Source organism: Neisseria brasiliensis (genome assembly GCF_009671065.1).
In the GTDB taxonomy this organism is placed as follows: Bacteria; Pseudomonadota; Gammaproteobacteria; order Burkholderiales; family Neisseriaceae; genus Neisseria; species Neisseria brasiliensis.
Genome location: NZ_CP046027.1, coordinates 510,548 through 537,386 on the forward strand (window position 1 = coordinate 510,548; position 26,839 = coordinate 537,386).

Annotated in this window: 28 protein-coding genes, 1 pseudogene and 2 riboswitches; of the genes and pseudogenes, 20 read left to right on the plus strand and 9 right to left on the minus strand. The window is 50.4% G+C overall.

The features are described 5' to 3' along the window. Positions 1 to 49: 49 nt before the first annotated feature. From GJV52_RS02650 to gcvT, 8 genes and pseudogenes are all read right to left on the minus strand, one after another. Positions 50 to 799 (minus strand): glycosyltransferase family 2 protein, encoded by a 750-nt coding sequence (locus GJV52_RS02650; RefSeq protein ID WP_369832049.1) that lies wholly within the window; start codon positions 797 to 799, stop codon positions 50 to 52. A gap of 256 nt (positions 800 to 1,055) precedes the next feature. After that, a complete protein-coding gene (gene gcvP / locus GJV52_RS02655; protein ID WP_100562433.1) occupies positions 1,056 to 3,905 on the minus strand; it encodes an aminomethyl-transferring glycine dehydrogenase in 2,850 nt (949 codons plus the stop codon). 96 nt (positions 3,906 to 4,001) lie between these two features. Then, positions 4,002 to 5,234 (minus strand): annotated as a pseudogene (locus GJV52_RS02660) (chloride channel protein). A 53-nt stretch (positions 5,235 to 5,287) separates the two neighbouring features. Next, entirely contained in the window at positions 5,288 to 6,460 is a 1,173-nt protein-coding gene (locus GJV52_RS02665; RefSeq protein ID WP_198511382.1) for an MFS transporter, read from the minus strand. Between the two features lie 141 nt (positions 6,461 to 6,601). Further along, on the minus strand, positions 6,602 to 7,153 hold the full coding sequence (locus GJV52_RS02670) for a DNA-3-methyladenine glycosylase I (protein WP_100562431.1): 552 nt from the start codon (positions 7,151 to 7,153) through the stop codon (positions 6,602 to 6,604). 68 nt (positions 7,154 to 7,221) lie between these two features. Then, on the minus strand, positions 7,222 to 7,605 hold the full coding sequence (gene gcvH, locus GJV52_RS02675; RefSeq protein ID WP_100562429.1) for a glycine cleavage system protein GcvH: 384 nt from the start codon (positions 7,603 to 7,605) through the stop codon (positions 7,222 to 7,224). A 39-nt stretch (positions 7,606 to 7,644) separates the two neighbouring features. Continuing rightward, the gene (locus tag GJV52_RS13365; protein ID WP_255408378.1) at positions 7,645 to 7,773 is read right to left on the minus strand and encodes a hypothetical protein; all 129 of its coding nucleotides are present in this window, start codon (positions 7,771 to 7,773) and stop codon (positions 7,645 to 7,647) included. Positions 7,774 to 7,834: 61 nt separating this feature from the next. Continuing rightward, positions 7,835 to 8,935 (minus strand): glycine cleavage system aminomethyltransferase GcvT, encoded by a 1,101-nt coding sequence (gene gcvT / locus GJV52_RS02680; RefSeq protein WP_095502868.1) that lies wholly within the window; start codon positions 8,933 to 8,935, stop codon positions 7,835 to 7,837. A gap of 55 nt (positions 8,936 to 8,990) precedes the next feature. Then, a riboswitch (glycine riboswitch) is annotated at positions 8,991 to 9,155 on the minus strand. Beyond that, positions 9,156 to 9,253: riboswitch (glycine riboswitch) on the minus strand. A 251-nt stretch (positions 9,254 to 9,504) separates the two neighbouring features. Here gcvT and GJV52_RS02685 point away from each other — a divergent pair. The 4 genes from GJV52_RS02685 (at position 9,505) to GJV52_RS02700 (ending at position 12,771) form a co-directional block, all read left to right on the plus strand. Next, positions 9,505 to 9,987, plus strand: coding sequence for an Lrp/AsnC family transcriptional regulator (locus GJV52_RS02685; protein WP_095502869.1), 483 nt, complete (start codon positions 9,505 to 9,507; stop codon positions 9,985 to 9,987). A gap of 94 nt (positions 9,988 to 10,081) precedes the next feature. Continuing rightward, positions 10,082 to 10,663: a DUF1415 domain-containing protein gene (locus tag GJV52_RS02690; RefSeq protein ID WP_095502870.1), complete on the plus strand. Its 582-nt coding sequence runs from the start codon at positions 10,082 to 10,084 to the stop codon at positions 10,661 to 10,663. Beyond that, complete coding sequence (locus GJV52_RS02695; RefSeq protein WP_195690077.1) at positions 10,663 to 11,022, plus strand: YbaN family protein; 360 nt, start codon at positions 10,663 to 10,665, stop codon at positions 11,020 to 11,022. Before GJV52_RS02690 ends, GJV52_RS02695 begins: the two co-directional genes overlap by 1 nt. Before the next feature lie 330 nt (positions 11,023 to 11,352). Next, entirely contained in the window at positions 11,353 to 12,771 is a 1,419-nt protein-coding gene (locus tag GJV52_RS02700) for a sodium:proton antiporter (protein ID WP_100562427.1), read from the plus strand. A 68-nt stretch (positions 12,772 to 12,839) separates the two neighbouring features. Here GJV52_RS02700 and GJV52_RS02705 read toward each other — a convergent pair whose 3' ends face one another. Then, positions 12,840 to 13,829: an LLM class flavin-dependent oxidoreductase gene (locus GJV52_RS02705; protein WP_100562425.1), complete on the minus strand. Its 990-nt coding sequence runs from the start codon at positions 13,827 to 13,829 to the stop codon at positions 12,840 to 12,842. Positions 13,830 to 14,098: 269 nt separating this feature from the next. Here GJV52_RS02705 and GJV52_RS02710 point away from each other — a divergent pair, with 269 nt between their 5' ends. The 16 genes from GJV52_RS02710 (at position 14,099) to GJV52_RS02785 (ending at position 26,777) form a co-directional block, all read left to right on the plus strand. Beyond that, complete coding sequence (locus GJV52_RS02710) at positions 14,099 to 14,992, plus strand: DMT family transporter (RefSeq protein WP_095502874.1); 894 nt, start codon at positions 14,099 to 14,101, stop codon at positions 14,990 to 14,992. 253 nt (positions 14,993 to 15,245) lie between these two features. Next, positions 15,246 to 15,890 carry an imidazole glycerol phosphate synthase subunit HisH gene (gene hisH / locus GJV52_RS02715; protein WP_095502876.1) on the plus strand — a complete coding sequence of 215 codons (645 nt, stop codon included), beginning with the start codon at positions 15,246 to 15,248 and terminating at the stop codon, positions 15,888 to 15,890. A gap of 143 nt (positions 15,891 to 16,033) precedes the next feature. Further along, on the plus strand, positions 16,034 to 16,771 hold the full coding sequence (gene hisA, locus GJV52_RS02720; protein WP_100562423.1) for a 1-(5-phosphoribosyl)-5-[(5-phosphoribosylamino)methylideneamino]imidazole-4-carboxamide isomerase: 738 nt from the start codon (positions 16,034 to 16,036) through the stop codon (positions 16,769 to 16,771). Between the two features lie 127 nt (positions 16,772 to 16,898). Next, entirely contained in the window at positions 16,899 to 17,216 is a 318-nt protein-coding gene (locus tag GJV52_RS02725) for a multidrug transporter MatE (RefSeq protein WP_095502878.1), read from the plus strand. Positions 17,217 to 17,310: 94 nt separating this feature from the next. After that, positions 17,311 to 18,078 carry an imidazole glycerol phosphate synthase subunit HisF gene (gene hisF, locus GJV52_RS02730; protein ID WP_100562421.1) on the plus strand — a complete coding sequence of 256 codons (768 nt, stop codon included), beginning with the start codon at positions 17,311 to 17,313 and terminating at the stop codon, positions 18,076 to 18,078. A 108-nt stretch (positions 18,079 to 18,186) separates the two neighbouring features. Beyond that, complete coding sequence (locus tag GJV52_RS02735) at positions 18,187 to 18,951, plus strand: sulfite exporter TauE/SafE family protein (protein WP_154143211.1); 765 nt, start codon at positions 18,187 to 18,189, stop codon at positions 18,949 to 18,951. Positions 18,952 to 19,023: 72 nt separating this feature from the next. Beyond that, a complete protein-coding gene (hisI, locus tag GJV52_RS02740; RefSeq protein ID WP_095502880.1) occupies positions 19,024 to 19,425 on the plus strand; it encodes a phosphoribosyl-AMP cyclohydrolase in 402 nt (133 codons plus the stop codon). Positions 19,426 to 19,502: 77 nt separating this feature from the next. Then, complete coding sequence (locus GJV52_RS02745) at positions 19,503 to 19,826, plus strand: phosphoribosyl-ATP diphosphatase (RefSeq protein WP_100562419.1); 324 nt, start codon at positions 19,503 to 19,505, stop codon at positions 19,824 to 19,826. Between the two features lie 73 nt (positions 19,827 to 19,899). Beyond that, positions 19,900 to 20,223: a histidine triad nucleotide-binding protein gene (locus GJV52_RS02750; RefSeq protein WP_100562417.1), complete on the plus strand. Its 324-nt coding sequence runs from the start codon at positions 19,900 to 19,902 to the stop codon at positions 20,221 to 20,223. 49 nt (positions 20,224 to 20,272) lie between these two features. Continuing rightward, positions 20,273 to 20,470, plus strand: coding sequence for a Sec-independent protein translocase subunit TatA (tatA, locus tag GJV52_RS02755; protein WP_095502883.1), 198 nt, complete (start codon positions 20,273 to 20,275; stop codon positions 20,468 to 20,470). A gap of 3 nt (positions 20,471 to 20,473) precedes the next feature. Continuing rightward, complete coding sequence (gene tatB, locus GJV52_RS02760; RefSeq protein WP_095502884.1) at positions 20,474 to 21,157, plus strand: Sec-independent protein translocase protein TatB; 684 nt, start codon at positions 20,474 to 20,476, stop codon at positions 21,155 to 21,157. Positions 21,158 to 21,164: 7 nt separating this feature from the next. Further along, positions 21,165 to 21,950: a twin-arginine translocase subunit TatC gene (gene tatC / locus GJV52_RS02765; RefSeq protein ID WP_095502885.1), complete on the plus strand. Its 786-nt coding sequence runs from the start codon at positions 21,165 to 21,167 to the stop codon at positions 21,948 to 21,950. A gap of 316 nt (positions 21,951 to 22,266) precedes the next feature. Next, positions 22,267 to 22,626 (plus strand): DUF2069 domain-containing protein, encoded by a 360-nt coding sequence (locus tag GJV52_RS02770; protein WP_095502886.1) that lies wholly within the window; start codon positions 22,267 to 22,269, stop codon positions 22,624 to 22,626. Next, a complete protein-coding gene (locus tag GJV52_RS02775; protein ID WP_100562415.1) occupies positions 22,626 to 24,461 on the plus strand; it encodes a PglL family O-oligosaccharyltransferase in 1,836 nt (611 codons plus the stop codon). Before GJV52_RS02770 ends, GJV52_RS02775 begins: the two co-directional genes overlap by 1 nt. A gap of 213 nt (positions 24,462 to 24,674) precedes the next feature. Next, positions 24,675 to 25,352, plus strand: a complete 678-nt coding sequence (locus GJV52_RS02780; protein WP_100562413.1) for a response regulator transcription factor — start codon at positions 24,675 to 24,677, stop codon at positions 25,350 to 25,352. Positions 25,353 to 25,364: 12 nt separating this feature from the next. After that, positions 25,365 to 26,777 carry a sensor histidine kinase gene (locus tag GJV52_RS02785; RefSeq protein ID WP_100562411.1) on the plus strand — a complete coding sequence of 471 codons (1,413 nt, stop codon included), beginning with the start codon at positions 25,365 to 25,367 and terminating at the stop codon, positions 26,775 to 26,777. The last annotated feature ends 62 nt before the right edge of the window (positions 26,778 to 26,839 follow it).

A 26,839-nucleotide genomic window follows, 5' to 3' on the forward strand; every position in this document is an offset into this window, starting at 1 on the left:
GCCGTCTGTAAAATATTTTTCAGACGGCATTTCTTTTATTATCAACACTTTAAAAATTTCTATTTTTGGGAGCACTTGTATTCAAATACTTTAATTTGACATACTTATTCATTGTATAATTTGCATAATTTTTTGCCAGAATATAACCAAGCACCCCATCTAAAAATCCACGTTTCAAGATATACATCTTCACAAATGCAAATAATGGGCGTAATACTATATCTATCAAAAAATGGTATTCTCTTCCTTCTTTTTTATATTTTTCAGCGGACAATGTTGAATATTGATTCATTTTCCGTAAATATTGCTCCCAAGTCTCATAAGTAAAATGCAACATCGGTGCATTGAGTTTTCGATCGGCAAATTGATGAATAATTTTAGGATGAACAAATCCTTCAACCCTACTACCCTGACGTGGCATCAAACGGCAAACCCAATCGGGACTCAACGGCCCATGCTTCACGATTTTACGCTGGAAATGGTTTATTCGTTTAACCCAAAATCCAAATTCTTCTCCTCTTGCCACTGTTTGAATAATTTCTTGACCTAATTCCTGTGTACAGCGCTCATCAGCATCAATAAAAAATATCCACTCACTTTCAGCCTGCTCAATTGCAAACGTTTGTTGCCCGCCCCAATCACCATTCATTGCTCTCTGTATGACTTTGGCACCACATTTTTCTGCAATTTCAACTGTTTTATCTGTACTAAAATCATCAATTACGACAACTTCTTGAGCAAAATTACAACTTTCAATACAGTCTTGGATATTGTTTTCTTCATTTTTAGCCAAAATCAATACACTAATTGCAGGTATTGCACTTTTTCCATCTCTAAAATAATTGTTTGGATTTTAACCGTTTTATTGTTTCTCCTCAATATTTATACCCTACATACCCATAGAAGATTATTCTTAATAAAAATCAATTGATTACCAAATTAAAATAAATTCAATGATAAAATCAAATAATGAAAAAATGCCGTCTGAAAAACATTTTTCAGACGGCATTTTCTATGATTCAACATAAGGCAGGTTCACACCTGCCCTACCCGAATCAATCCTCATACGCTTCCATCGGTGGGCAAGAACACACCAAATTGCGGTCGCCATACACATCGTCCACACGGTTCACGCTCGGCCAGAATTTGTTTTCACGCACATACGCCAGTGGGAACACGGCTTCTTCGCGGCTGTATGGGTGCGTCCATTCTTCGGCGGTGACGTTAAACGAGGTATGCGGCGCATTGACCAGCGGATTGTCGTCTTTCGGCCAGTCGCCGTTTTGTACTTTCAACACTTCCTGCTTGATGGCTTTGAGTGCGGCGATGAAGCGGTCGAGTTCGGCTTTGCTTTCTGATTCGGTCGGCTCGATCATCAGTGTACCGGCCACGGGGAAGGAAACGGTCGGTGCGTGGAAACCGTAGTCCATCAGGCGCTTGGCGATGTCGGTTTCGGTGATGCCGCTTTCGGCTTTGAGTGGGCGTAAATCAACGATACATTCGTGCGCCACGCGGCCGTTTTTGCCGGTGTAGAGAATCGGATAATCTTCGCTCAAGGCTTGGGCGACGTAGTTGGCATTGAGCAACGCCCATTCAGTGGCTTGGCGCATACCTTGTTTGCCCATCATGGTGATGTACATCCAAGTAATCGGTAAAATCCCGGCCGAACCATACGGCGCGGCAGATACGGCACTCATGCCTTCGGTTGCACCTTCGACCGGCGCGACAACATGGCTTGGCGCAAACGGTGCCAGATGGGCTTTCAAACCGATTGGCCCCATGCCCGGGCCGCCGCCGCCATGTGGAATGCAGAAGGTTTTGTGCAGATTCATGTGCAACACGTCCGCCCCCACTTCTGCCGGCTGCATGATGCCGACTTGGGCGTTCATGTTCGCGCCGTCCATATACACTTGGCCGCCGTTGTCGTGGATAATGCGGCAGATATCACGGATGCCTTCTTCGTACACGCCGTGGGTGGACGGATAGGTAATCATCAGCGCGCCGAGATGGTCTTTGTTTTGCTCGGCTTTTTGCTGCAAATCGGCGACATCGACGTTGCCGTTTTCATCAGTTTTCACCACGATGATTTTCATGCCGAGCATGGCGGCGGTAGCAGGGTTGGTGCCGTGTGCTGATTGCGGAATCAGACAGACGTTGCGTTCAGTGTCGCCGTTGGCTTCGTGGTAGCGGCGAATGGCCAACAAGCCGGTGTATTCGCCTGATGCGCCGGAATTGGGTTGCAGGCTGATGGCATCGAAACCGGTAATCGCTTCAAGCTGGGTTTGCAAACCTTGCAGCAATTCGCGGTAGCCCTCGGTTTGTTCGCTCGGTGCAAACGGATGCAGATTGGCAAATTCCGGCCAGGTAATCGGAATCATCTCGCTGGTGGCGTTGAGCTTCATGGTGCAGCTGCCGAGCGAAATCATGCCGCGGTTCATCGCCAAATCGCGCTCTTCCAGCTTTTTCAGGTAGCGCAGCATTTCGTGTTCGGTGTGGTAGCGGTTGAACACTTCATGCGTAAGAATTTCGTCTTGACGCAACAGGTTTTGCTTCAGACGGCCTGTGATTTCGCCGCTGCAATCAATGTCGGTTTTGCCGGTAAACAAAGTCACCAATACCGCCAATTCGCCCACAGTTGATTCTTCGCTAAACGCCACGGCGATTTGGGTTTCACCCACTCGGCGCAGGTTGTAGCCTGCGTTTAAAGCGTTTTGATAAATGTCAGCGGCTTTATCGCCGCACTCAACCAAAACGGTATCAAAGAAAGTTTCATGCACCACTTTCAGGCCGTCTGAAACCAAGGCATCGGCAAACGCGGAAGCCAGCGCATGAATGCGTTGCGCGATGCGCTTCACGCCTTCGGGGCCGTGATAAACCGCATACATACCGGCCAAATTTGCCAGCAAGGCTTGCGCGGTGCAGATGTTGGACGTGGCCTTTTCGCGGCGGATGTGCTGCTCGCGGGTCGATAAAGCCATGCGCAAGGCCGGTTTGCCTGAAGCATCTTTCGATACGCCGATGATGCGGCCGGGAGCCGAGCGTTTGAATTCGTCTTTAAAAGCAAAATACGCGGCGTGTGGCCCACCAAAACCCATCGGCACACCAAAACGCTGCGTGTTGCCCAAGGCAATGTCGGCACCCATTTCAGCGGGCGATTTCAGCAACACCAAGCTCATCACATCAGCCGCCACCGCCACAATCGCGCCGGTTTCTTTCAGACGGCCAATCACATCGCTCAAATCGACTACATCGCCGTCTTTGCCGACATATTGCAACAAAGCACCGAAATATTCGCCCTCAGCCGCTTTGGCAAAATCGCCCACCACCAATTCAAAATCAAAATATTTGGCGCGCGTTTTCATCACGTCCAGCGTTTGCGGATAGACGCGTTCATCGACAAAAAAGCGGTTCGATTTAGACTTGCCCACGCGTTTGGCCATCGCCATTGCTTCGGCAGCAGCGGTTGCTTCGTCCAACAAAGAGGCACCGGCCACTTCAAAACCGCTCAAATCGATACACACCTGCTGGAAATTCAACAAAGCCTGCAAACGCCCTTGCGCGATTTCCGCTTGATACGGCGTGTAAGCGGTGTACCAGCCCGGATTTTCCAACACATTGCGCACAATCACATTCGGCAGGCGGGTCGGATAATAGCCCAAACCAATATAGGATTTATTGATTTTGTTTTTCGCCGCAATCGATTTGATTTTGGCCAAGGCTTCGGCTTCGGTCAGCGCTTCAGGCAAATCGAGTTCAGACGGCATGCGGATCGATTGCGGCACGGTGTGATCAACAAAATCCGCCATGCTTTTTTCGCCGAGCGCAGCCAACAACGCTTCTTGGTCGCGAAAGCTGATGTGGCGCGCAGAAAATTCGTTTTTATCAAATAATTCATTCAGTTTCATCTATTTACTCCTTTTAAACAGGCAGGCCATTAGCCTATCAATCAGCGTTCAGACGGCCTGATTATTCATAAAGGCCGTCTGAAAAAACATTCATCTTTATGCTTTTCTTTGCAGCATTTGATACACAAACAAACCGCCCACCATGCACACGCACAAGGGCATCCAATACGCTGTCGAAAAGCGCGATACTTCCAACATAAACACCAGCGCGGTCAGTACCATTTTTTGCGACAAACCCAAAAACACCGCCGCGCCGACAAACGCCGCCGCACCCAACGGCACCACCGGAAAATACACATTCCACGCCACGGCAAACAGCAAACCCAGCAAACCACCGAGCATCATCGAAGGCGTCAGCCTGCCGCCGTATGCACCGGCCAACATCGCCAAAATCACCGCCAGCCATTTCGCCGCCAGCAAGCCCGTGGCGTATTCCCAGTCGATCAACGCGGCAAAGGTCAATTGGTTGCCCGCCTTGCCGTTGCCCAATATGCCGGGGTAATACATCGACACCGCGCCAATCAGGCCGAAGCACGCCACCGACAACACAATCATCTTCGGGCTTTTGCGCGGCAGCTTCGGCAGCTTTAATACGCAGCGGTCAAACGCATACACGCCCAGCGCAATCAGCGGCCCCGCCACCAATGCTCAGCCAACCAGCGAATGTTCAAACGGAATTTGTGGCACCACATACTGCACCACATCGCCCAATACCGTGCGCGTAACCATCGCTGCCGTGCCGCTGGTCATCAAAGCCGCCACCACCAACGGCGTTTCCCAGCTCAACAGCAAGGTTTCCAAAATAAAAATCGTCGCCGCAAACGGCATGTTATATACCGCCGCCAACCCCGCACCCGACGCGCAAGCCAGCAACACGCGGCGTTTTTCGGCCGATAAGCCGCGATAGCCCGACCATTTCTCCGCCACCGCCACGCTCATTTCGCGCGGAGCCACTTCACGCCCCAAAGGCGAACCCATACCCACGGTAACGATTTGCAGCAACGCATGCCAAGTGGTTGCGCGAAACGGCATCGCTTCGCCTTTTAGTGCGTTTTTCACTTCCACCAAAGGCTTGCAATAGCGGTGCACCATCACCCAGCCAACACCGGCCACCAAGCCGCAAGCGAGCAACACCCACAAACGGCGCACCGGCGTAGCTTGTTCCACCCTTTCGCGAAACGACATATGCGCATCGAGAAAGCCATAGCCAAACGCATAATGCTGTATGGTATGCAGCAACACGGTAAACAACACGCCGATGCAGCCGGCAACCACACCGATGACCAACAAAGAAGAAAGGAAGCGTACGTTGAGTTTTAATACATTCATTGTTTTAATTCAGTTTTTTACAGATAAGCAACCGCGCTATCCGTTTGATTCATTTAAGCAACAGTTTCAGATGGCCTATTGACCATGCCTTTGAACACAATGGCGATGGCCAGCACCTGCACCGCCAATAACGCCCAGACCACGCCGCGCCAATCAGCAGCCTTAAACGCCAAACCGCACAGCCACGCGCCGAACGTGCCGCCGCTGTAATACGCCATGTAATACAAGCCCGATGCCAGCGAGCGGCCTTCTTTCACATTGGCGGCAATATAATTGATGGTCGCCGCCTGCGTGATGAACACACCCGACGACATCAACACCAGCCCGACAATAATCAGCGGCAAATCAGTCGCCAAAGTCAGCAACACACCTGTCATCGACACAGCCACCGCCAGCAAAATCGTTTTCACGCTGCCAAAATGTGTCATCAGTCTGGCCGACAACGGCGTAATCACCATACCAATCAGATACACGGCAAAAATATTTGCCAACGCGCTACTGCTCAAGCGATAAGGCGCATCGGCCAAATGCAGGTTGATGTAGGTAAAGCAGCCCACTAAGGAAAACAACACGCAGCCGCCCAACGAACACGCCGCAAACACATAACGGTTGTGCAAATGCGATTTGAGTGTATTCAAAGCCGTCTGAAAATTCGGTTTCGGCACAAAATTCTGCGATTTAGGCAACTGCTTCCACACAAACACCGCGCAAGCCAAGCTCAACACTGCCATCACATAAAACGCCGTGCGCCAGTCAAACCACTCCGTCAGATAGCCCAACAGGAAACGGCCAAGAAACCCGCCCAATACCGTGCCCGACACATACATCGTCATCAGCTGCACGACTTCGTTTTGAGTAAACTCTTCGCCGATATAGGCAATCAGCACCACCGTAATCCCCGGCACCGCCAAGCCCTGCAAAAAACGCAACAGCGTAAACATTTCAATATTCGGCGACCACGCCAGCAGCATGGTTGGCAAAGCCAGATAAATCAGCGCCCCAACCACAAACAGCTTGCGCCCGAACGCATCCGACAACATGCCCATAAACGGCGACATCAAAGCCACGCCCAACACCGTCGCCCCCACCGACAAACCCGCCTGCACCGCCGTGGCATTCAGCTCCGCCATCAACACGGGCAACACCGCCTGCACAGAATACACCTGCAAGAATGCCGACATACCGGTCAGCAAAATAGCGGTTTTTAAAAGGCCGTTCAGTTTCATGATAGGGTTCTTTGCGTGTGTTTTTACGTTGGAATTTTAATCTATTTATTTGAATTGTTTTATTTTTTATCTGACCTCCACCTAAGTAGAAGCCGACTATTTTTTGATAAAAAGGCCATCTGAAAATCAACACCGGCCTATTCAGACGGCCTCAGTCCATTTTGCGCCCGCCGCCAAAGTTTGCCGATAAATCGGGCAACGCTCGTCATGCGCACCTTTTAAATAACCGGTGCTCATCAAAAATTCACCGACAATTTCGCCGCCAACAAATTTGAAATGCTGCTTAAACAATTTCACCCACGCTGCTTTCTCGCGCGGATGATGGGCATCGAGCCAGTTTTTAAACGAACCGTATTCGGCCTGCAAACGCAAAATCGCGCGAGCATTATCAATAGCCGCATTGATTTTCAAACGGTTGCGCACAATCCCTGCATCGCTCAACAATCTTTCAATATCGTGTTCATCAAAGACCGCCACTTTAGCAATGTCAAATTCGGCATAGGCCGTCTGAAACGCGTGCTGCTTCTTCAGCATCAGCGTCCAATTCAAACCGGCTTGGTTGATTTCCAAAATCAATCGACCAAACAACGCATTGTCATCATCAACGGGAAACCCGTATTGATGATCGTGGTAATGCTTGTTTGGGTCATCGGTATCGGGCGGCAGGCTGTTGGCGAAATCGCAATAATTCATGGTGTTTCTTTAATGCACAAAGGCCGTCTGAAAAAGTAGTTCGTTTTCAGACGGCCTTTTACAGCGGATTAATTGACTTCGTTAGCGTATTGCTCAGCAGTCAGCAAGCCGTCTAAATCAGCCGGATTAGCCGGTTTGATTTTGAAGAACCAGCCTTCGCCGTATGGATCGCTGTTGGCGGTTTCCGGCGCGCTTGGCAAATCATCGTTGACAGCCACAATTTCACCGGCAATCGGTGCGTACACGTCAGATGCGGCTTTCACCGATTCCACTACACCTGCTTGCTCTTCAGCCGCCAAGTTGGCGCCGACTTCAGGCAACTCGATAAACACGATGTCGCCCAACAATTCTTGCGCGTGATGGGTGATGCCGACCGTTACCGTGCCGTCGGCTTCGGTGCGCAACCATTCGTGGCTGGCGACGTATTTCAATTCTGCTGGGATATTGCTCATTTTGTGTTCTCCAAAAGTAGGTTAGATTAAACTCTGACATTATTTTTCACATTTTCCGGTCGCTTCGTTGTAGCTGCCGCCCTGATCCAAACAACGGTCTTTGGCATCGCAGCCGACTAAATTCAAGCATACCGAAAAAATCAGTAAAAAAATGATATTTTGTTTCACTTATTGTGCTTCCATCATTGTTCAGACGGCTTCACTCATCATTAGGCCGTCTGAAACTTAATCAGTCAAATTGTTTTTGGCCATTGCGTACAAACGGCAGTTTCAATACGCGTACATCCACTTCCTTGCCGCGAATCAACACTTTAGCCGCTTCGCCGTCAAAATCTTTCGGCAAGCGGGCGATGGCGATGGATTGTTTCAGGCTTGGGGAAAACACGCCGCTGGTAGTGATGCCGTTGCCTTTGTCGGTGACCACTTCCATGCCTGCGCGCAACACGCCGCCTTTATCCAGCAGCAGGCCAACTTGTTTCACCGCCACGCCTTTTTCTTTCAGCGCAACCACGGCGACCTTGCCGACAAAATCGCGGGCTTCGTCTTTTAAATCCACCGTCCAGCTCATGCCGGCTTCGAGCGGGCTGGTGTCGTCGTCCATGTCGTTGCCGTACAGGTTCATGCCTGCTTCCATGCGCAAGGTGTCGCGCGCACCCAAACCGCAAGGCTGCACGCCTGCCGCTTGCAGGGCTTTGAAAAATTCAGATGCTTCGGTTGCCGGTAAAATCACTTCCACGCCGTCTTCGCCGGTATAGCCGGTGCGGGCAACAAACCAATTACCGCCGAAATTGTGGCCTTGGAATGGTTTGAGCGCGTTTACCTGCTCCGCCCATTCGGGTTTGACGGTCAATAATTTCTCAACCGCTTTCGGGCCTTGCACCGCCAGCATCGCCAAATCGGTGCGCGGCGTTAAGTTTACGCCGAAGGCTTGGCCGATTTTTTGGAATTGGGCGCTGTCTTTTTCGCGGGTCGCGCCGTTGGACACAATACGGTATTGCGTTTCGGCTTCATTCATGCGGTAAACGATTAAGTCATCGATAACGCCGCCGTTGTCGTTCAACAAAGCAGAATATAAGGCTTTGCCGACAAAGGCTAATTTATCGACATCGTTGGCCAATAATTTGCGGAAAAAGGCTTTCGCTTGCTCGCCGGCCACATCGGTAACCAGCATATGGGATACGTCGAACATACCGGCATCGGTGCGCACGGCTTCGTGTTCGGCGATTTGCGAACCATAATTCACAGGCAATTCCCAGCCGGCAAAATCAACCAGCTTGCCGCCTGCTTCGATATGGTTTTGATGAAAAGGGGTGATGTTGGGGGCAGTCATATCAAGTTCTCCAGTATATTAGCGCCATCGCACGTTGCTGTTTTTATCTGCGCGTATGACCCTATCTGTCCTTGAACCTGAGATTTTCGGCGCCGTGTCGTTTCGACCGCAATCTGCTCATTGCGCGCCATTTGGCAACGGGTGTCTGAATGGTGGTTCAGACGGCCTTCTCCCCTTCGGTGGGCATGATGCAATATCGTGCCGCTCTCCAGATGTTTTATTTCAACGAGCAGTCCTTTTACCTGAGCGATTTAAGGGCATCTGCGCCTTCGGTGGCTGCCGGTAGTTGAATCAGCAGCGCTCTCCTGCACGTTTTTTGATTATGGCGTGATTCTTTTTTCGGGGCAAGCATTCTTTGGGATTATTTTTATGCAACCTATTAACAATAAAATATTAATAGCATGATTAAATTAATTTTGCCCGATTTGCGGTTTTTAACACAGATTATTTTTGTAAAGATTCTTTTATTGAACTATTGTATGTTAAGTTTATTTAGCTTAAGATTATAAAAAACTGTTATCCTTCATTTTTTTTAACACGCAGGCCACACGAATAAAGGGAGATAATAAATGGCTCAAATCACTTTGGATAAAACAGACCTTAAAATTTTACAGGTTTTGCAGGAAAACGGCCGCCTGACCAATGTCGAGCTTTCCGAACGTGTTGCCCTCTCTCCTTCTCCGTGTTTACGCCGTCTGAAACAATTAGAAGATGCCGGCATCATTCGCAAATATGCGGCTTTATTGTCGCCGGTTGCCGTTGAATTAGGCTTGCAGGCATTTATCCGCGTTTCCATCAGCAAAGCGGCTGATGCACGTGATGATTTTTCGCAAGCAGTGCAAAACTGGCCGGAAGTGTTGAGCTGCTTTGCGCTGACCGGTGAAACCGATTACCTGCTGCATGCCTTTTTCACCGATATGAACGCGTTCTCTCATTTCGTTTTGGATACTTTATTGTCACACCACGGCGTGCAAGATGCGCAATCGAGCTTTGTGTTGAAAGAAATCAAAAATACCACCGCCCTGCCGCTGTCGCATTTGCAACAAGACTAATTTTTGCACCCATACAACAGGTCGTCTGAAACTCATTCAGACGGCCTGATTATTTGCTATAATTGAGAATTACTCTTATATAAGCATGGTCTAAATGAACACGCCCAACACCGAAACCGTTATCGACCACACCAAGCAATGGCTGGAAAAAGCCGTGATTGGTTTAAACCTCTGCCCATTTGCCAAAGCGCCGTATGTCAAAGACCGCGTGCGCATTGCGGTCAGCGAAGCCAAGCATTTAGATGGCTTTTTAGAAGATTTAGACCGTGAGTTGCAGCGTTTGGGCGATACTTCTGCTGAAGAATTGGAAACCACTTTATTGGTGCACCCAACCTTATTCGGCGATTTTTTGCTGTTTAACGACATGCTCGACATTGCCGATGAAGCGGTGGCGGACAATCAATTAGAAGGCGTGATTCAGATTGCGCCGTTTCACCCTGATTTTCAGTTTGCCGACACCGAAGCAGACGACATCAGCAACTACACCAACCGCTCACCTTACCCGACGCTGCATTTGATTCGTGAAGACAGCATCGCCAAAGCAGCCGAAGCGTTTCCCGATGCGGCGGCGATTTTCGAACGCAATATCGCTTTATTGGAAGACATGGGGCATAAAGGCTGGAAACAATTGGATATCCCGCGCTGCCCGTTTCACCAACCTGAATCACACTCATGATTATCCGTTATATTTATTGGCTTTGCGGCGCGCTGGCCTTGGCTTTGGGCGTGCTCGGTATTTTTCTGCCCATTTTGCCGACCACGCCTTTTGTGTTGCTGGCGGCGGCTTGCTGGGCAAAAGCCTCGCCGCGTTTTCACCGATGGCTGCATCAGCATCGCTACTTCGGCCCGATGGTGCAAAACTGGGAACGCAACCGCGCCGTGCCGCGCAAGGCCAAAATATTGGCCGTGAGCATGATGACTTTTTCCTGCCTGTTTTTATTCTGGCAATTCCCCGAACGTTGGTGGATTGGCGCCATTTCCGCCACCTTTTGCGCCTGCGTGGCTATTTGGATGATTCGCTTGCCGGAAGCATAAAATCGGCCTGTTTTTCAGACGGCCTTATGCTGGCTTCTTGCAAAAAAGTGTTAAATGCAATTTAACAATCTTTTTTGATAGTATTTTATTATTTAGTTAACATTTCATTAAATCTCTGTTTTAAAGAATTTTTCTCTCCATGCCAACCGAATTGGGCAATGTCACAAAAATCTTTTAGCAGATTTGTTTGATTCAGACTAATACTTTAGTCTAGTTTCTGGCACTATTTTCCTTTACAATCGTTTGCGACGAGCTTACTTAAAGCTTAACGTGCAGTGTCGTGCTGTTCAGACGGCCTGAAGTTTTACCACGATAAGAAAAAGGAAACATATGCGCCTACCTCTTTTCTCCCTACCTATGCTGATGATGCCGGCGTTTGCTCAAGCCGCCAACTTCAGCGGCGACTCACTGAGTCTGCTTTGGGGTTTACCCTTTGCAGCCATTCTGCTCTCCATCGCCTTAGGTCCTTTAATGATGCCGAAAATTTGGCATCATCATTTCGGTAAAATCACCGCCTTTTGGACGGTGCTCTTTCTGGTTCCTTTCGTGCTTTATTTCGGCTTTACGGCAGGTATTCAAGTTGTGGCACACGCCATGGTGGAAGAATATATCCCGTTTATCCTGTTGCTGTTTGCGCTGTACACCATTTCAGGCGGTATTTTGGTATGGGGCAACTTGCAAGGCTCGGCTAAGCTTAACACCACCCTGCTTGCCATCGGTACTGTATTGGCATCGCTTATGGGTACTACCGGTGCCGCCATGTTGCTGATTCGCCCGCTGTTAAAAGCCAATGACAACCGCAAACATAAAGTCCACGTGGTCGTATTCTTTATCTTCCTGGTAGCCAATATCGGCGGCGGCCTGACCCCATTGGGTGACCCACCTTTATTCTTGGGCTTCTTAAAGGGTGTTGACTTTATGTGGACCGTAGTACACATGTTCCCACCTGTGCTCATCAGCGTGGTGATTCTGTTGACCGTGTTCTACTTCCTCGACCGTCACTTGTATTCTAAAGAAGACGAAATCGTGCCACATGATCCGTCACCGGACAGCAAACTGCAAATTTTCGGTAAAGTGAATTTCATTTTGCTGCTGGGCGTGGTCGGTGCTGTATTGATGTCGGGCATTTGGAAACCGGATCACCCTGGTTTTGAAATCTTCGGCAGCCATTACTTATTGCCAAACTTAGTGCGCGATGTGATTCTGCTGTCTTTGGCGGTGATTTCATTGCTCATCACACCGAAACAAGTGCGTGCCGGTAATGAATTCAACTGGGAACCGATTGCCGAAGTGGGCAAACTGTTTGCCGGTATCTTCATCACCATCGCACCGGTATTGGCGATTTTGAAAGCCGGTGAAAACGGTGCGTTACGCGGCGTGGTATCCATGGTACACAACGCTGCCGGCGAGCCGCTCAACACCATGTATTTCTGGATGACCGGCGTGTTATCCGGCTTTTTGGACAACGCCCCGACCTACCTCGTGTTCTTCAACATGGCAGGCGGCGACGCGCAATCTTTGATGACCGGCCCGCTGTTCCACACCCTTCTGGCTATCTCTATGGGTTCGGTATTCATGGGTGCCCTTACCTACATCGGTAACGCGCCAAACTTCATGGTCAAAGCCATCGCCGAACAACGCGGCGTGAAAATGCCGAGCTTCTTTGGCTATATGGTATGGTCGTTTGGTATCCTGTCGCCATTGTTTATCCTGCACACGCTGATTTTCTTCGTGTATGAGATTTTGTAAGGCGTAACAATCATCAAGGCCGTCTGAAAGGATTTTCTTTCAGACGGCCTTTTTTATAACCTAACCGTTTACAGCGTATCGGCAATTTCTTTCAGCATTTCAAATGATTTGGCCTGTTTGGCTTCATCGTAAATATAGTTCAAGGCCATAATCTCGTCTGCCTGAACGCGCGCTTGCAGGTTGAGCAGTTGTTCGCGCACGCTCTCTTTGCTGCCGACGATGTCTTCGTCCAGCATTTGTTTCACGGCGAATTCTTGGTCGTAGCTCCACACGGTCGACATATCGGCCACCGGCGGTTGCAGCGGCTTCATCTGGCCGCTGACTACGCCTAAAAACTGCTGTTGTTGCGAGGTATGTAGCAAATGCGCTTCATCATCGGTGTCGGCAACGATGATGTTGACACAGATAATGACTTCGGGCTTGTCGAGATATTTTGATGGTTTGAAACCGTTGCGGTAAATTTGCACCGCCATTTCCATCATGCGCGGGGCGAAGTGGCTGGCAAACACATACGGCATACCGAGTTCGGCGGCAAGATAGGCGCTTTCGGTGCTGGAGCCGAGAATATAAAGCGGCACGTTTTTATCCATCGCCAAATAGGCTTTGACGTAGCCTTGCTCGTCTGTGCTGCCGAAATAGCGTTGGATGGTTTGGATGTCGTGCGGGAAATTCATTGACACGTCTTGCGCGTTGCGGCGCAAGGCCAAAGCGGTGCGTGGGTCGGTGCCTGGGGCGCGGCCGACGCCTAAGTCGATGCGATCGCCGTACATGGTCGCCAAGGTGCCGTATTGTTCGGCCACGGCCAGCGGGCTGTGGTTGGGCAGCATCACGCCGCCGGTGCCGACGCGGATGGTTTGCGTGTTAGCCAAAGTGTGGCCGACCAGCAATTGCGTGGCGGAACTGAGCAGATTGGGCATATTGTGGTGTTCGGCAATCCAATAGCGTTCGTAGCCAAGACGCTCGGCGGTCTGCGCTAGCGTCACCATAGATTCGATGGCTTGTTTTTGGGTTTGGCCTTCGCGTAAAGGCACCAAGTTGAGCATGGAGAGTTTGAGCATAATCGTTCCTGATTGGGTGTGGTTGTTTCAATATATATAAGCAAATAAGGCCGTCTGAAAAATTATCAATGCTTTTTCAGACAGCGTTGATGAATAAAGTGTATTTGTCACGCAAGCGGACAACGCAAACGCTTGCTAAATCAACATTCACGCGTGTATCTTTTCATGATTGAATAAAATCATGGCTGCCATAAATATGTGCTAAGGCCGCCTGAATCTTTCAGACGGCCTGTGTTAAAATCCCCTGTCTTTTTCTTTGACCGCTTGTGATGAAACCGAATGCTTCTTTCTGGTCGACTTTGCCGCTGTTGGTGTTGCCGCCGCTGTTTTGGGCGGGTAATTTCGTGGTCGGACGGGCGGTGCGCGGCGATATTCCGCCCTTGAGTTTGTCGTTTGGCCGCTGGGTGATTGCGCTGGTGGTGATTCTGCCGTTTGCGTGGAAATATATGCGCCGCGACCTGCCTTTATACAAGCAATATCCGGCCAAAATCGTGGCGGTATCGCTGGCGGGTGTGGCGTCGTTCAACACTTTGGTTTATATGGGTTTGCACCACACAACCACCACCAATGCGCTGCTGCTTAATTCTTGTATTCCCGTGCTGATTATGTTTTTCGGCGTGCTGTTTTACCGCCAAACACTGCTGCCCGCGCAAATCGGTGGCTTGCTGCTGTCGATGTTGGGCGTGTTGAGCATTATTCTGCACGGTAAATGGGGCAACTTATTGGCCATGCAGTTTAATTCGGGCGATTTGATTGTGTTTGCGGCGATGATTTGCTGGGCGCTTTATACCTTGTGGATGAAAATGCTGCCCGCCGAAATCAACCGCATCGGCCTGATGGCGGTGCAAATCATCATCGGCTTAATGGCTTTAACGCCATTGTGGCTGTGGGAAACGGCTTCAGGTGCGGAAATTGTGTTCAGCCTTTCCGCCTTACTCGCTTTGGCCTATGTCGGCTTGTTTCCTTCGGTGGCGGCTTATCTGCTCTACACGATGGCGGTAGAAAAAGTCGGGCCGGTGCGCACTGGTTTATCGGTGCATTTGATTCCGGTGTTCGGCGTGTTGCTGTCTGTGCTATTTTTGAGCGAAACGCTTCACACTTACCATCTTATCGGCATTGCGCTGATTGCTTGCGGGCTGGTGTTATCCAACCGGAAAGCATGATGAAAACAAGCAAAGAATTTTGCAAAACTCAATTTGAATCAAGAAAACTATGCTCGTCATTCCCGCGTAGGCGGGAATGACGGTTTAAAAACTTCTGAAAATTGACGAGTTTTGCCAAGGTCTCTTGCCGTCTGAAATCATTTCCCCTTTCAGACGGCCTTTTGTTAGTTTGTTTTAAATTGTCAACAAAAGTACGCTGATTTTTTGTTACAATACCGCCCACTACGATGATTTGCATAATTAAAGGATCAACATGAAAGTAGCTGTTGTCGATTACGGCATGGGCAATTTGCACTCGGTGCTGAAATCCGTGCAGGCCGCGCAAAAATTAGCCGGTTTGCAAGCCGATATTTTTCTGACCGACCAGCCGGATGAAGTCTTTGCCGCCGACAAAATCATTTTTCCCGGCCAAGGTGCCATGCCCGACTGCATGAGCGCGTTACAGCAAAGCGGCTTGGGCGAAGCGGTTTCAGACGGCCTGAAAAATAAACCGTTTTTCGGCATTTGCGTCGGCGCGCAATTGTTGTTCGACCACAGCGAAGAAGGCGACACCGCCGGTTTGGGCTGGTTTGCCGGCGGCGTGAAACGCTTTGCCGCCAACCGCCACGATACCAACGGCGACAAATTGAAAGTGCCGCACATGGGCTGGAATGCCGTGCGCCAAACTCAAAACCATCCTTTGTTTGCCGACATCGCGCAAGACACGCGCTTTTACTTTGTGCACAGCTATTATTTCGCACCGCAAAACAACGACATCGTGTTGGGCACCAGCGAATATCCGCAGGAATTTGCCTGCATTGTCGGCAAAGATAATGTCTTCGCCACCCAATTCCACACCGAAAAAAGCCACGACGGCGGCTTGCTGCTGTTGCGCAATTTCTTAAACTGGCAGCCGTAACGATTCTGTGCGAAACAAAGCGTGTCGCAGGCCGCTTAGGTGTGCTAAAATTCGCTAAATTGTGTAAAATGATTTGCACATCATGATTCTATTTTTCAGACGGCCTCTATCACAGGCCATCTGAAACCTACTTTGGAAAAATTATGTTACTTATTCCTGCAATCGATTTAAAAGACGGCCAATGCGTACGCCTGAAACAAGGCTTGATGGATCAGGCAACCGTGTTTTCTGACACACCGGCGCAAACTGCCGAACATTGGTTCAAACAAGGCGCGCGCCGTCTGCATTTGGTGGATCTAAACGGCGCGTTTGCGGGCGAACCGAAAAACTTCCCGGCGATTAAAGAAATCTTGGCCGCCGTGGCGCAACACATTCCCGTGCAATTGGGCGGCGGCATCCGCGATTTGGCCACCATCGAAAAATATCTGAATTTGGGTTTGACCGATGTCATCATCGGCACCGCTGCAGTGAAAAATCCTGAGTTCGTACGCGAAGCCTGCAAAGCCTTCCCCGGCCAAATCATCGTCGGTTTGGATGCCAAAGAAGGCATGGTGGCGATTGACGGCTGGGCGACCGTGACTGAACACCATGTGATTGATTTGGCCAAACAATTTGAAGACGACGGCGTCAACAGCATCATCTACACCGACATCGGCCGCGACGGCATGATGAGCGGCGTGAACATTGAAGCCACCGTCAAGCTCGCCGAATCAATTAAGATTCCCGTGATTGCCTCCGGCGGCCTGACCGATTTGAACGACATCCGTGCCTTGTGTGCGGTCGAGCAAAGCGGCGTGACCGGTGCGATTACCGGCCGCGCGATTTACGAAGGCAGCATTGACTTTGCCGAAGCGCAAAAGCTGGCCGATTCGCTGGCTTAATCTGTTTTCAACCATATTTTATTCAGGGCGCGCCTGTGTTTCACTGCCGCCCTGCCACACTTGATTGCTTTGCCACGATATAAAACCAACAGGCAAAGCAGTTTATTGAATCATTAAGGGGTTACACATGCTGGAAGCATTCGTCTTAGGCTTTTGGTTGATTTGGTCTGCCGACCGCGACATTTATCCGCTGACAGAAAGTCTGTGGTTCACCATTTTGGCTGTGATTATGCGCCAACTGACCGCTTTTGCCATACCGGAAATTGACGGCTATTGGGCGGCGCTCAACGGTGCATTATGGGCGTATGTCGCCGTCGTTTTCATGATCGTCAACCGTTTCAGCACCAGCTTTATGACCACCATGCTCATGGCGGCAGCCGCGGGCGTTGGTTATTTCCAATTGCTGCAATATCTGCCCGATTGGGTCAACGGCTGGCTAAGTTAAACACAGGCCGTCTGAAAGACTGAATCAATCTTTCAGACGGCCTCAAACCTGTTGCACACACCGCAACCGCTTTTTCTTGATGGGAACCCTTTCAATGGCATTGGCAAAACGCATTATCCCCTGCTTAGACGTCGATAACGGCCGCGTGGTCAAAGGCGTCAATTTTCTCGGCCTGCGCGATGCGGGCAACCCGATTGACGTCGCCAAACGCTACAACGATGAAGGCGCCGACGAGCTGACCTTTCTCGACATCACCGCCTCTTCCGACAACCGCGATACGATTTTGCATGTGATTGAAGAAGTGGCATCGCAAGTGTTCATTCCACTCACCGTCGGTGGCGGCGTACGCTCGGTGGCCGATGTGCGCCGTCTGCTCAATGCCGGTGCGGATAAAGCCAGCATCAACACCGCAGCCGTGACCAACCCTGATTTGGTCAACGAAGCCAGCGGCTTTTTCGGCTCGCAAGCGATTGTGGTGGCCATCGATGCCAAAGCGGTCAACCCTGAAAACACGCGCTGGGAAATTTTCACCCACGGCGGCCGCAAACCGACCGGCTTAGATGCAGTAGAATGGGCGGTGGAAATGCAAAAACGCGGTGCCGGCGAAATCCTGCTCACCAGCATGGATAGGGACGGTACCAAAATCGGCTTCAACCTGCCGCTCACCCGCGCCATTTCCGAAGCAGTCGATATTCCGGTGATTGCCTCCGGCGGCGTGGGCAATGTACAGCACTTAATCGACGGCGTGAAAGAAGGCAGAGCCGATGCGGTGTTGGCAGCGAGTATCTTCCACTTCGGCGAAGTCAGCATTCACGAAGCCAAATTGGCGATGCAAGCAGCAGGAATTGAAGTGCGACTCTAAAGTTTCAGACGGCCTGCCGGTATATTGCCAACAGGCCGTCTGAATACATTCTACCCAAGCAAACATCCTGAATACCATGCCGTCTGAAACCTAACACACACCACGCTTATGGAAATCGATTTCACCTTAGGGCAATATTTGCTCATCGGCATTTTGGGCATCGTCGCTGGTATCATCAACATGATGGCGGGCGGCGGCTCAAACCTGATTTTGCCGGTGTTGATGATGTTCGGCGTACCGGCCGATGTTGCCAATGGCACCAACCGCGTCGGCGTGTTGCTGCAATCTGTCTCCGGCACTCATGGTTTTCACAAGGCGGGTAAGCTGCCAACCGAAGATTTGCGCGGCATTATGGTACCGATGATGTTCGGGGGCGTGGCCGGCGCCTTGTTTGCTTCTTTTGCGCCCGTAGATATTTTGAAGCCCTTGTTATTGCTGACCATGCTCGGCGTGGCAGCGGTGGTGGCATTCAAGCCAAATCTATTGCTGCACGAGCCGGGGACGCAGCCGATTCGGGTTGCCGACAAACCTAATTCGCGTTACGCTTTGTTTCTGGTCGGCATGTACGGCGGCTTTGTGCAAGCGGCGGCAGGCTTTTTGCTGTTGCCCGCTTTGGCCGGTTTGCTGAAATATGATTTAGTGCGCGCCAATGCGCTGAAAGTCTGCTGCACGCTGGGCTTCACTGCTGTGGCCTTGGCGATTTTCGTGGCGCGTAGCCAAGTGATGTGGGACGTGGGTTTGGTGCTGGCTTTATCCAGCGCATTGGGCGCACGTTTGGGCGTGAAAACCGCCATCAAGCTGCAACCCGAAACCCTGCGCAAAATCTTATTTGCCATGACTTTGGCTGCCGTAGTATTGGCCTTTTTGAAATAATTTTTTAGGCCGTCTGAAAACTTGTTATCTACTTTTGATTACCTTTCAGACGGCCTGTCAGGATATTCCGACATGAACACAGACACCCTACTTTCCGCCGTCAAATTCGATGAAAAAGGCTTAGTGTGCGCCATCGCGCAAGATTGGCAAAGCGGCCGCGTGTTGATGGTGGCGTGGATGAACGCCGAAGCAGTCGCCAAAACCGCCGAAACCGGTTTTGCCCACTATTACAGTCGCAGCCGCCAAAAGCAATGGATGAAAGGCGAAGAATCCGGCCACACACAAAAAGTACACGAGCTGCGCTTGGATTGCGATGGCGATGCGATTGTGATGCTGATTGAGCAACACGGCGGCATTGCCTGCCATACCGGCCGCGAGAGCTGCTTCTACCAGAAATGGGACGGCAGCCAATGGCAAACCGTCGATGCCGTGTTGAAAGATGAAAACGAGATTTACGGCCACAGCCATTCTTAATCTCATCCCGCAGACATTTAAAGCCTTTCAGGCCGTCTGAAAATTTTCAGACGGCCTACCCAGCGAACGGAATCTTTATGAGCAACAATGTATTAAGCGAAATTCAAAACGTGATTGACTCGCGCAAGGGTCATAATCCTGAAGAATCTTATGTCGCCCAGCTTTTTTACAAAGGCGAAGACAAAATTCTGAAAAAAGTCATCGAAGAAGCAGGCGAAGTGTTGATGGCATCGAAAGACGGCGAAGCAGAACACTTGGTTTACGAAACCGCCGATTTGTGGTTTCACAGCATGGTTTTGCTGGCGCACCACGGTTTGCGCGTCGAAGATGTGATTGCCGAACTTGCGCGCCGTCAAGGTTTATCGGGATTGGTGGAAAAAGCCGCTCGCACAGACCAGTGAAACTGTATTACAATCAGCCCTATTCGATTTCATGCCGTCTGAAAGTTCAGACGGCCGCATTGGAGTGATACCCGTGAGCGACTGCATTTTCTGTAAAATCGTGGATAAACAAATCCCTTCCGCCAGCGTCTATGAAGATGCCGATATGTTGTGCTTCAAAGACATCAACCCAGCTGCACCCGTGCATCTGCTGCTGATTCCCAAAGTGCATTTCGACTCGCTGGCACATGCCCAAGCCGAGCATGAAACATTGTTGGGCAAAATGATGCTAAAAGTGCCACAAATCGCACAAGAAGCGGGCTTGACCAACGGCTTCAAAACCTTAATCAACACCGGCAAAGGCGGCGGACAGGAAGTTTTCCATCTGCACATCCACATCATGGGTACACCAGCCTGATTATCGGCACGACCGAATTTAACCATTTCAAAAATCAAAGGAATTTACCATGGGTAGCTTTTCTATCTGGCACTGGATTATCGTATTGGTCATCGTAGTTTTGGTGTTTGGCACTAAGAAACTGCGCAACGTCGGCAAAGATTTGGGCGGCGCGGTACACGACTTTAAAAAAGGTTTGAACGAAGGCGACGAAAAAGCCAACAAAGACGAAGTCATCGAACACAAAAAAGAAGAAGACAAAGTCTAATCCATGTTTGATTTCGGTTTAAGCGAACTCCTGCTGCTCGGCGTGATTGCGCTGATTGTGCTGGGGCCCGAGCGTCTGCCCAAAGCTGCGCGTACTGCCGGCCAATTGGTCGGCAAGCTGCAGCGTTTGGTCAGCAACGTGAAGCAGGAACTCAGCGTGCAAGTTGAGCTGGAAGAGCTGCGCAAGGCCAAGCAGGAATTTGAATCGGCAGCGGATCAGTTGCGCAATGAAATGAAGGAAGTCAGCAACGAAGCGCAAAGCAGTCTGAATAGCATTTCAGACGGCCTCAAGCCTTGGGAACGACTGCCTGAACAACGTGTGCCTGATGATTTCAAAGTCGATGAAAACGGCATTTTGCTGCCCGAAATCAAAGATGATAAGGTCAATCCAAACGCCGAACCGATTGAATTTTTAGACGAAAACGGCCAACCGATTGCGCCACCGACACCCGATATTGCCGAAGCCACGCAAGACGCTGAAGCACATGATGCCGATCAATTGTGGCGCGATTACCTGACTTCGGCCAACACGTCATACCAAGCGCCGGAAGTCAGCTATGTGGAAACCACGCCTACCTATTCTCTCGGCATGCACACCGCCACCCTGCGCAAACAAGCCATGCAACGCAAACGCGATATGCGTCCGAAATTCCGCGCCAAACCGAAACTTCGTGTCCGTAAAAAGTGAGTAAACGGTGTCTGATACGCCCATCCAACCATCCGAACCTACGACCCAGCCCTTAATCGAGCATCTGCTCGAGCTGCGCCGCCGCCTGATGTGGATCATCATCGGCCTGTTGATCTGCTTTTTAGCACTGATGCCGTTTTCGCAAACCCTGTATTCGTTTGTCGCGCAGCCGCTGATGGCCAGCCTGCCCAAAGACACCAGCATGATTGCCACCGATGTGATTGCGCCGTTTTTCGTACCGGTGAAAGTCACCTTGATGGCGGCTTTTTTGGTGTCGCTACCGCATACGCTGTATCAGGTTTGGGCATTTGTTGCACCGGCGCTGTATCAAAATGAAAAACGCTTGATTACGCCTTTGGTGCTGTCGAGCTTTATCCTGTTTTTCGTCGGCATGGCCTTTGCTTATTATTTGGTCTTTCCGGTGATTTTCCAATTTTTGGCCAGCGTGACCCCTGTCGGCGTGAACATGGCGACCGACATCGACAAATATTTGTCGTTTATTTTAGGCATGTTTGTCGCGTTCGGCACCACTTTTGAAGTGCCGGTGGTGGTGGTCTTATTGGCGCGCATGGGTATTGTCGATACGGCGCAACTCAAGCTCGCGCGCCCTTATGTGATTGTCGGCGCGTTTGTGATTGCCGCCATCATCACGCCGCCGGATGTGATTTCGCAAATCCTGCTCGCCGTGCCGCTGATTATTTTGTATGAAGCAGGCATCTGGTTCAGCCGCTTTACCAAACCGATTGAACGCGAAAACTCAGACGACGAAGCGCAACCGCCTGCCCAAGTTTGAGGCATCGTTCCCATTTATTGATAGGCCGTCTGAAAGTAAACCATGGAACTTTCAGACGGCCTTTTACGGTCTGATGGCAGGTTGAGACTTTTGTAAAACTCAATTTGAACCAAGAAAACTATGTCCGTCATTCCCGCGCAGGCGGGAATCTCGAACTTCAAATTACTGAAATAGTTAGTTAAAGATTCCTGAAGCTGATAGGTCTGGATTCCCGCCTGCGCGGGAATGACGATCTAAAGATTGCTAAAAATTGACGATTTTTGCAAAGGTCTCAGGTTGTATAACACATTACCTGCCGCTTTAAAGTGATAAAAACATGAAAAATTCTGCCAAACATTGGTCTTATTACGCCGCTTCTGCCAGCTTGATTGCGCTGATTATCATCTGCGTGGCTTGGGAATTGTGGATTGCGCCGCTGCGCCCGGGCGGTTCGTGGCTGGCCTTGAAAGCCCTGCCCTTGTGTCTCCCGCTGGCCGGTATTTTAAAAGGCAAGGTGTACACCTACCAATACAGCTGCATGCTGATTTTGATTTATTTTGCCGAAGCCTTTATGCGGATGTTTGATGCCGTACCGGCCAGCCGTGTATGCGCGGCCTTGGCGGCGGTGTGCTGCGTGATATTTTTCATTGCCTGCCTGTTTTTTATTAAAGACGCACAACGAAAGGCGGTGGCTTAATGTATCAGCGTTTTTCAGACGGCCTCAATAGCGAATGGCATACCCGCCTGCTGCCGGTATGGCTGGCCTTTTTGTGGATCGGCATTGCTCCGTTTCTGTCGCTTTACCGTATCGGCCCTTTATCCAGTTTTTATCTGGAAGCCGCTTCGCTACTGGGAGCGGTGGTATTTGTGTTGGCGACGGCATGCTACGGCTTGCTCAACGTACGCCTTTCCACCGCCGGCGTGACATTTTTGATACTGGCCGCCTTTTGGTGGCTGCAAGCGCGTGTATTGGATTTGACCTACCCTGGCATGAGCGACATGGTGGTGTGGACGTTTGTGATTCTGGCCTTAATGGCATGGGCAGTGCGCGGCTGGGTGGCAGAATACGGGCAAGAGCGCATTGTTACCGTGTTCGCATGGTCGCTTTTGTTCGGTGCATTGATTCAGGCCACCATCGCTTTTATGCAGTTTAAAGGCTGGGCAGGCGCGGAAATATTCAAAGGCATTTTGGCCTATGGCGGCAGCAACAATGTCAGCGGCCAACTCGGCCAGCGCAACCATCTCGGCCACTATCTGATGTGGGGCCTGTTGTGCGCCGCTTATTTGTGGGCAATGCGCAAAATACCGAACTGGCTGGGCATGGTGTTGGTGATATTGCTGACCGGCATTCTCGGCTTAGTCAACTCGCGCACTATTCTCGCTTACGTGATCGGCGTGGGCATCTTGTTGCCATTTTGGCGCATCGCCGCCGGTCGTGAAGCCAACCGTTTGGTTGGGATTATCGCGTTTGCACTCGCCTGTGTGGTAGTGTTTCAATTTTCTATGGGCATGCTGCTCGAATTATTCGGCAATGCCAATTACGAAACCGCGGTTAAACGTGCTGCCAACAGCGGCTTTGAAGGCTCTGCCCGCGAAACCGAATGGCATAAAGCTTGGATTGCCTTTCAATCCGCCCCATGGCTTGGTCATGGCTGGAATGGCTATGCCTTACAAGGCTTCTTAATACATGCCGAACTCAAACACTATAGCAACAATATTCTCGGCGTGTTGTTTACCCATTCCCATAATATTGTATTGCAACTCTTGGCCGAAGTCGGCATCGTCGGCACCCTACTGGTAGCATTGAGCCTACTGGCAGCCGTTTGGCGCATGCTGGTACGTCCGTATCACGCTGCTTCCTTATTGCTCTTGGCTTTGATGACGGTATCCCTGTGCCACAGCATGTTGGAATACCCGCTTTGGTATATTTATTTTCTGGTGCCGTTCGGCTTGATGGTTTCGCTGTCGCCTGCACGCTATCAAGATATTTCAGACGGCCCTGTCGCAGCCAAACGCCGCAATTATGTCGGGGGCTTGGCAGCCATTTTACTGATTGGCGGCATTTTGAATCTGGGCTGGGCCTACACCGATTTAGTTGATTACAGCCGCCGGCCTAAAACCGAAGCCGCAACTGAAGCCAGCCGTAAAATCGAGGGGCTCAAACGCATCGCCGAGCAGCAGCCCATGCTACTTTACTACGCAGAATTGAGCCTCACACGCCGTGCCGACCCGACCGATCCGATGATTCAACCTTGGGCAGAACAAGCCGCGCTGAATGCGCTCACCTACCGCCCTTACGCCAACGCACATCAAGTCGGCCTTTACCGCTACCGCAAAGGCGAAACCCAAGCCGGTGCACAATGGATGCAGGCCATGTATTATTACTTTCCGTATATGATGTCGTTTTACGAAAGCAAAATCCGTGCGCACCAAGCATTCGAACCGTTATTGCCAACACTGTTATCAGCCTGCCAAACCTTCCAAGCAGACCCAAAACACAGCACGGCCAAACCTTGCAGCAAAGCAAAATAATCGGCATATTCCCTTTTCAGACGGCCTGTTGTTTCCAATAGGCCGTCTGAAATGTAAAGGCCTTTACATTCATTGCAAAAAAGCGCAAAAGCATAGAAAAAGAAGCTATCAACAATAATGCAATGCGTGTTAAGATAAGTGCTATTCTTGATTCACTGCTTTTGTTAATAACCAAACAAAAACAGCGCATACAACCACCAAAAAGGAATTCTCATGAGCCGCGTACTATTGGTAGATGACGACGCTTTATTGACCGAACTGTTAACCGAATACCTGACCGCCGAAGGCCTAAACGTACACAGCGTTCCCGACGGAGAAGCTGGCGTGCAGGAAATCTTATCGGGTCAATACGACGTGGTCGTATTGGATTCCATGATGCCGAAAATGAACGGCTTGGATGTTTTGAAAAACGTCCGCACCCAAAGCACCGTACCGGTGATTATGTTGACCGCCAAAGGTGACGACATCGACCGCATCATCGGTTTGGAAATGGGCGCAGACGACTATGTGCCAAAACCTTGCACCCCACGCGAATTGTTGGCGCGTATCAACGCGATTCTGCGTCGCGCACAAAATAATGCCGAGCAAAGCAATACGCCAAACAGCATTGCCGTGAGCGATGTGGTGCTGTATCCGGCCAAACGCCAAGCCACCATCAAAGACTCCCCGTTGGAATTGACCAGCACCGAATTCAACCTGCTGGAAGTATTGATGCGCCATGCCGGCCAAGTCGTGAGCAAAGAGACCTTGTCTGTCGAAGCCTTAGACCGCAAATTGGCCAAATTCGACCGCAGCATCGACGTGCATATCTCCAGCATCCGCCACAAATTGGGCGATGCTTCGTTGATTCAAACCGTGCGCGGCTTGGGCTATTTGTTTGTTAAAAACTAAGATTCAGTCCCCATGAAACTGTTTCAACGCATATTCGCCACATTTTGCGCCGTGATTATCTGCGCAATCTTTGTGGCGAGTTTTTCATTTTGGCTGATGCAAAACACCTTGGCCGAAAACCAGTTTAATCAACGCCGTACCATCGAAACGACGTTGATGAACAGCATTGTTTCCGCGTTTAAATCACGCGGCGATGCCGGTGCGCGCGAGATTTTGTTCGAATGGAAAGACAGCCCCGTCTCCAACGGTGTTTTTGTCATTCTCGGCGACAACAAGCGCGATATTCTTGACCGCGACATCGACACCAAAATGATTGAACGCGCCCGCGCCTTTGCCATCAACAACCCAAAATCCGATTTGGCACACATCGAATACGACCGCTTCGGCGAAGAATATCTCTTCTTCGTGCGCGGCTGGGACAATCAACAGGCGCAACGTTTGCCAAGCCCGTTGTTCATTCCCGGCTTACCGCTGCCGCCGATTTGGCACGAATTCATCATCCTTTCTTTCATCATTCTGGTCGGCTTGCTGACTGCCTACATCTTGGCGGCCAACATCACCAAGCCCATCCGTATTTTGGGTAAAGGCATGAATCGCGTGGCCAATGGCGATTTGGAAACGCGTATTTCGCAACAAGTTGACGATCGTGATGATGAATTGTCGCACTTGGCACAGCAATTCGACAAAATGGCGGAAAAACTGCAAAAGCTGGTCGCCAAAGAGCGTCACCTGCTGCACCACGTTTCCCACGAAATGCGCTCGCCGCTGGCACGCATGCAGGCCATTGTCGGCCTGATTCAAGCGCAGCCACAAAAGCAGGATCAATACCTGAAACGCTTGGAAGACGAATTAACGCGTATGGATACCTTGGTGGGCGAGTTGCTGACTCTGTCGCGCTTGGAAACGTCCAACATGCCGCAGGAAAAGGAAAACCTGAAACTGATTCCTTTCTTAACCAACTTAGTGGAAGACAGCCAAAGCGTGGCGCAACAAAACCATCAGTCCGTCACCTTACAAATTCAAGGCAAAATTCCGGAAACCGCCACTGTGTCGGCCAACGAGAGCTATTTATATCGCGCGTTTGACAATGTGATTCGCAATGCCATGAATTACAGCCCTGAAGGCAGCGACATCAAAGTCAACATCGGCCAAGACAGTAAAAACTGGATTGTGAATATTACCGACAACGGTCCGGGAGTAGATGAAATGCAATTGCCGCACATTTTCACTGCATTTTACCGCGCCGACTCCAGCGCCAGCAAACCGGGCACCGGCCTAGGCTTGGCTTTGACCAAGCACATTGTCGAGCAGCACAACGGTAAAATCATCGCCGAAAATGTCAAACCTAACGGCTTGAATATGCGTTTCATTTTCCCGAAAACCAAACCTTCCGGTGAAAAAAGCAAAAACGCTGCAGCGGTATAAACCCATCAAGGCCGTCTGAAAATACCTTTGTTTTCAGACGGCCTTTTTCATTAACGCAACCG

Bases quoted from the DNA above. Each gene is read 5' to 3' on its own strand.
- gcvP (WP_100562433.1), bottom strand. From the start codon at position 3,905: ATGAAACTGAATGAATTATTTGATAAAAACGAATTTTCTGCGCGCCAC.
- GJV52_RS02665 (WP_198511382.1), bottom strand. From the start codon at position 6,460: ATGAAACTGAACGGCCTTTTAAAAACCGCTATTTTGCTGACCGGTATG.
- GJV52_RS02670 (WP_100562431.1), bottom strand. From the start codon at position 7,153: ATGAATTATTGCGATTTCGCCAACAGCCTGCCGCCCGATACCGATGAC.
- gcvH (WP_100562429.1), bottom strand. From the start codon at position 7,605: ATGAGCAATATCCCAGCAGAATTGAAATACGTCGCCAGCCACGAATGG.
- gcvT (WP_095502868.1), bottom strand. From the start codon at position 8,935: ATGACTGCCCCCAACATCACCCCTTTTCATCAAAACCATATCGAAGCA.
- GJV52_RS02685 (WP_095502869.1), top strand. From the start codon at position 9,505: ATGGCTCAAATCACTTTGGATAAAACAGACCTTAAAATTTTACAGGTT.
- GJV52_RS02690 (WP_095502870.1), top strand. From the start codon at position 10,082: ATGAACACGCCCAACACCGAAACCGTTATCGACCACACCAAGCAATGG.
- GJV52_RS02700 (WP_100562427.1), top strand. From the start codon at position 11,353: ATGCGCCTACCTCTTTTCTCCCTACCTATGCTGATGATGCCGGCGTTT.
- GJV52_RS02705 (WP_100562425.1), bottom strand. From the start codon at position 13,829: ATGCTCAAACTCTCCATGCTCAACTTGGTGCCTTTACGCGAAGGCCAA.
- GJV52_RS02710 (WP_095502874.1), top strand. From the start codon at position 14,099: ATGAAACCGAATGCTTCTTTCTGGTCGACTTTGCCGCTGTTGGTGTTG.
- hisH (WP_095502876.1), top strand. From the start codon at position 15,246: ATGAAAGTAGCTGTTGTCGATTACGGCATGGGCAATTTGCACTCGGTG.
- hisA (WP_100562423.1), top strand. From the start codon at position 16,034: ATGTTACTTATTCCTGCAATCGATTTAAAAGACGGCCAATGCGTACGC.
- GJV52_RS02725 (WP_095502878.1), top strand. From the start codon at position 16,899: ATGCTGGAAGCATTCGTCTTAGGCTTTTGGTTGATTTGGTCTGCCGAC.
- hisF (WP_100562421.1), top strand. From the start codon at position 17,311: ATGGCATTGGCAAAACGCATTATCCCCTGCTTAGACGTCGATAACGGC.
- GJV52_RS02735 (WP_154143211.1), top strand. From the start codon at position 18,187: ATGGAAATCGATTTCACCTTAGGGCAATATTTGCTCATCGGCATTTTG.
- hisI (WP_095502880.1), top strand. From the start codon at position 19,024: ATGAACACAGACACCCTACTTTCCGCCGTCAAATTCGATGAAAAAGGC.
- GJV52_RS02745 (WP_100562419.1), top strand. From the start codon at position 19,503: ATGAGCAACAATGTATTAAGCGAAATTCAAAACGTGATTGACTCGCGC.
- tatA (WP_095502883.1), top strand. From the start codon at position 20,273: ATGGGTAGCTTTTCTATCTGGCACTGGATTATCGTATTGGTCATCGTA.
- tatB (WP_095502884.1), top strand. From the start codon at position 20,474: ATGTTTGATTTCGGTTTAAGCGAACTCCTGCTGCTCGGCGTGATTGCG.
- GJV52_RS02770 (WP_095502886.1), top strand. From the start codon at position 22,267: ATGAAAAATTCTGCCAAACATTGGTCTTATTACGCCGCTTCTGCCAGC.
- GJV52_RS02775 (WP_100562415.1), top strand. From the start codon at position 22,626: ATGTATCAGCGTTTTTCAGACGGCCTCAATAGCGAATGGCATACCCGC.
- GJV52_RS02780 (WP_100562413.1), top strand. From the start codon at position 24,675: ATGAGCCGCGTACTATTGGTAGATGACGACGCTTTATTGACCGAACTG.
- GJV52_RS02785 (WP_100562411.1), top strand. From the start codon at position 25,365: ATGAAACTGTTTCAACGCATATTCGCCACATTTTGCGCCGTGATTATC.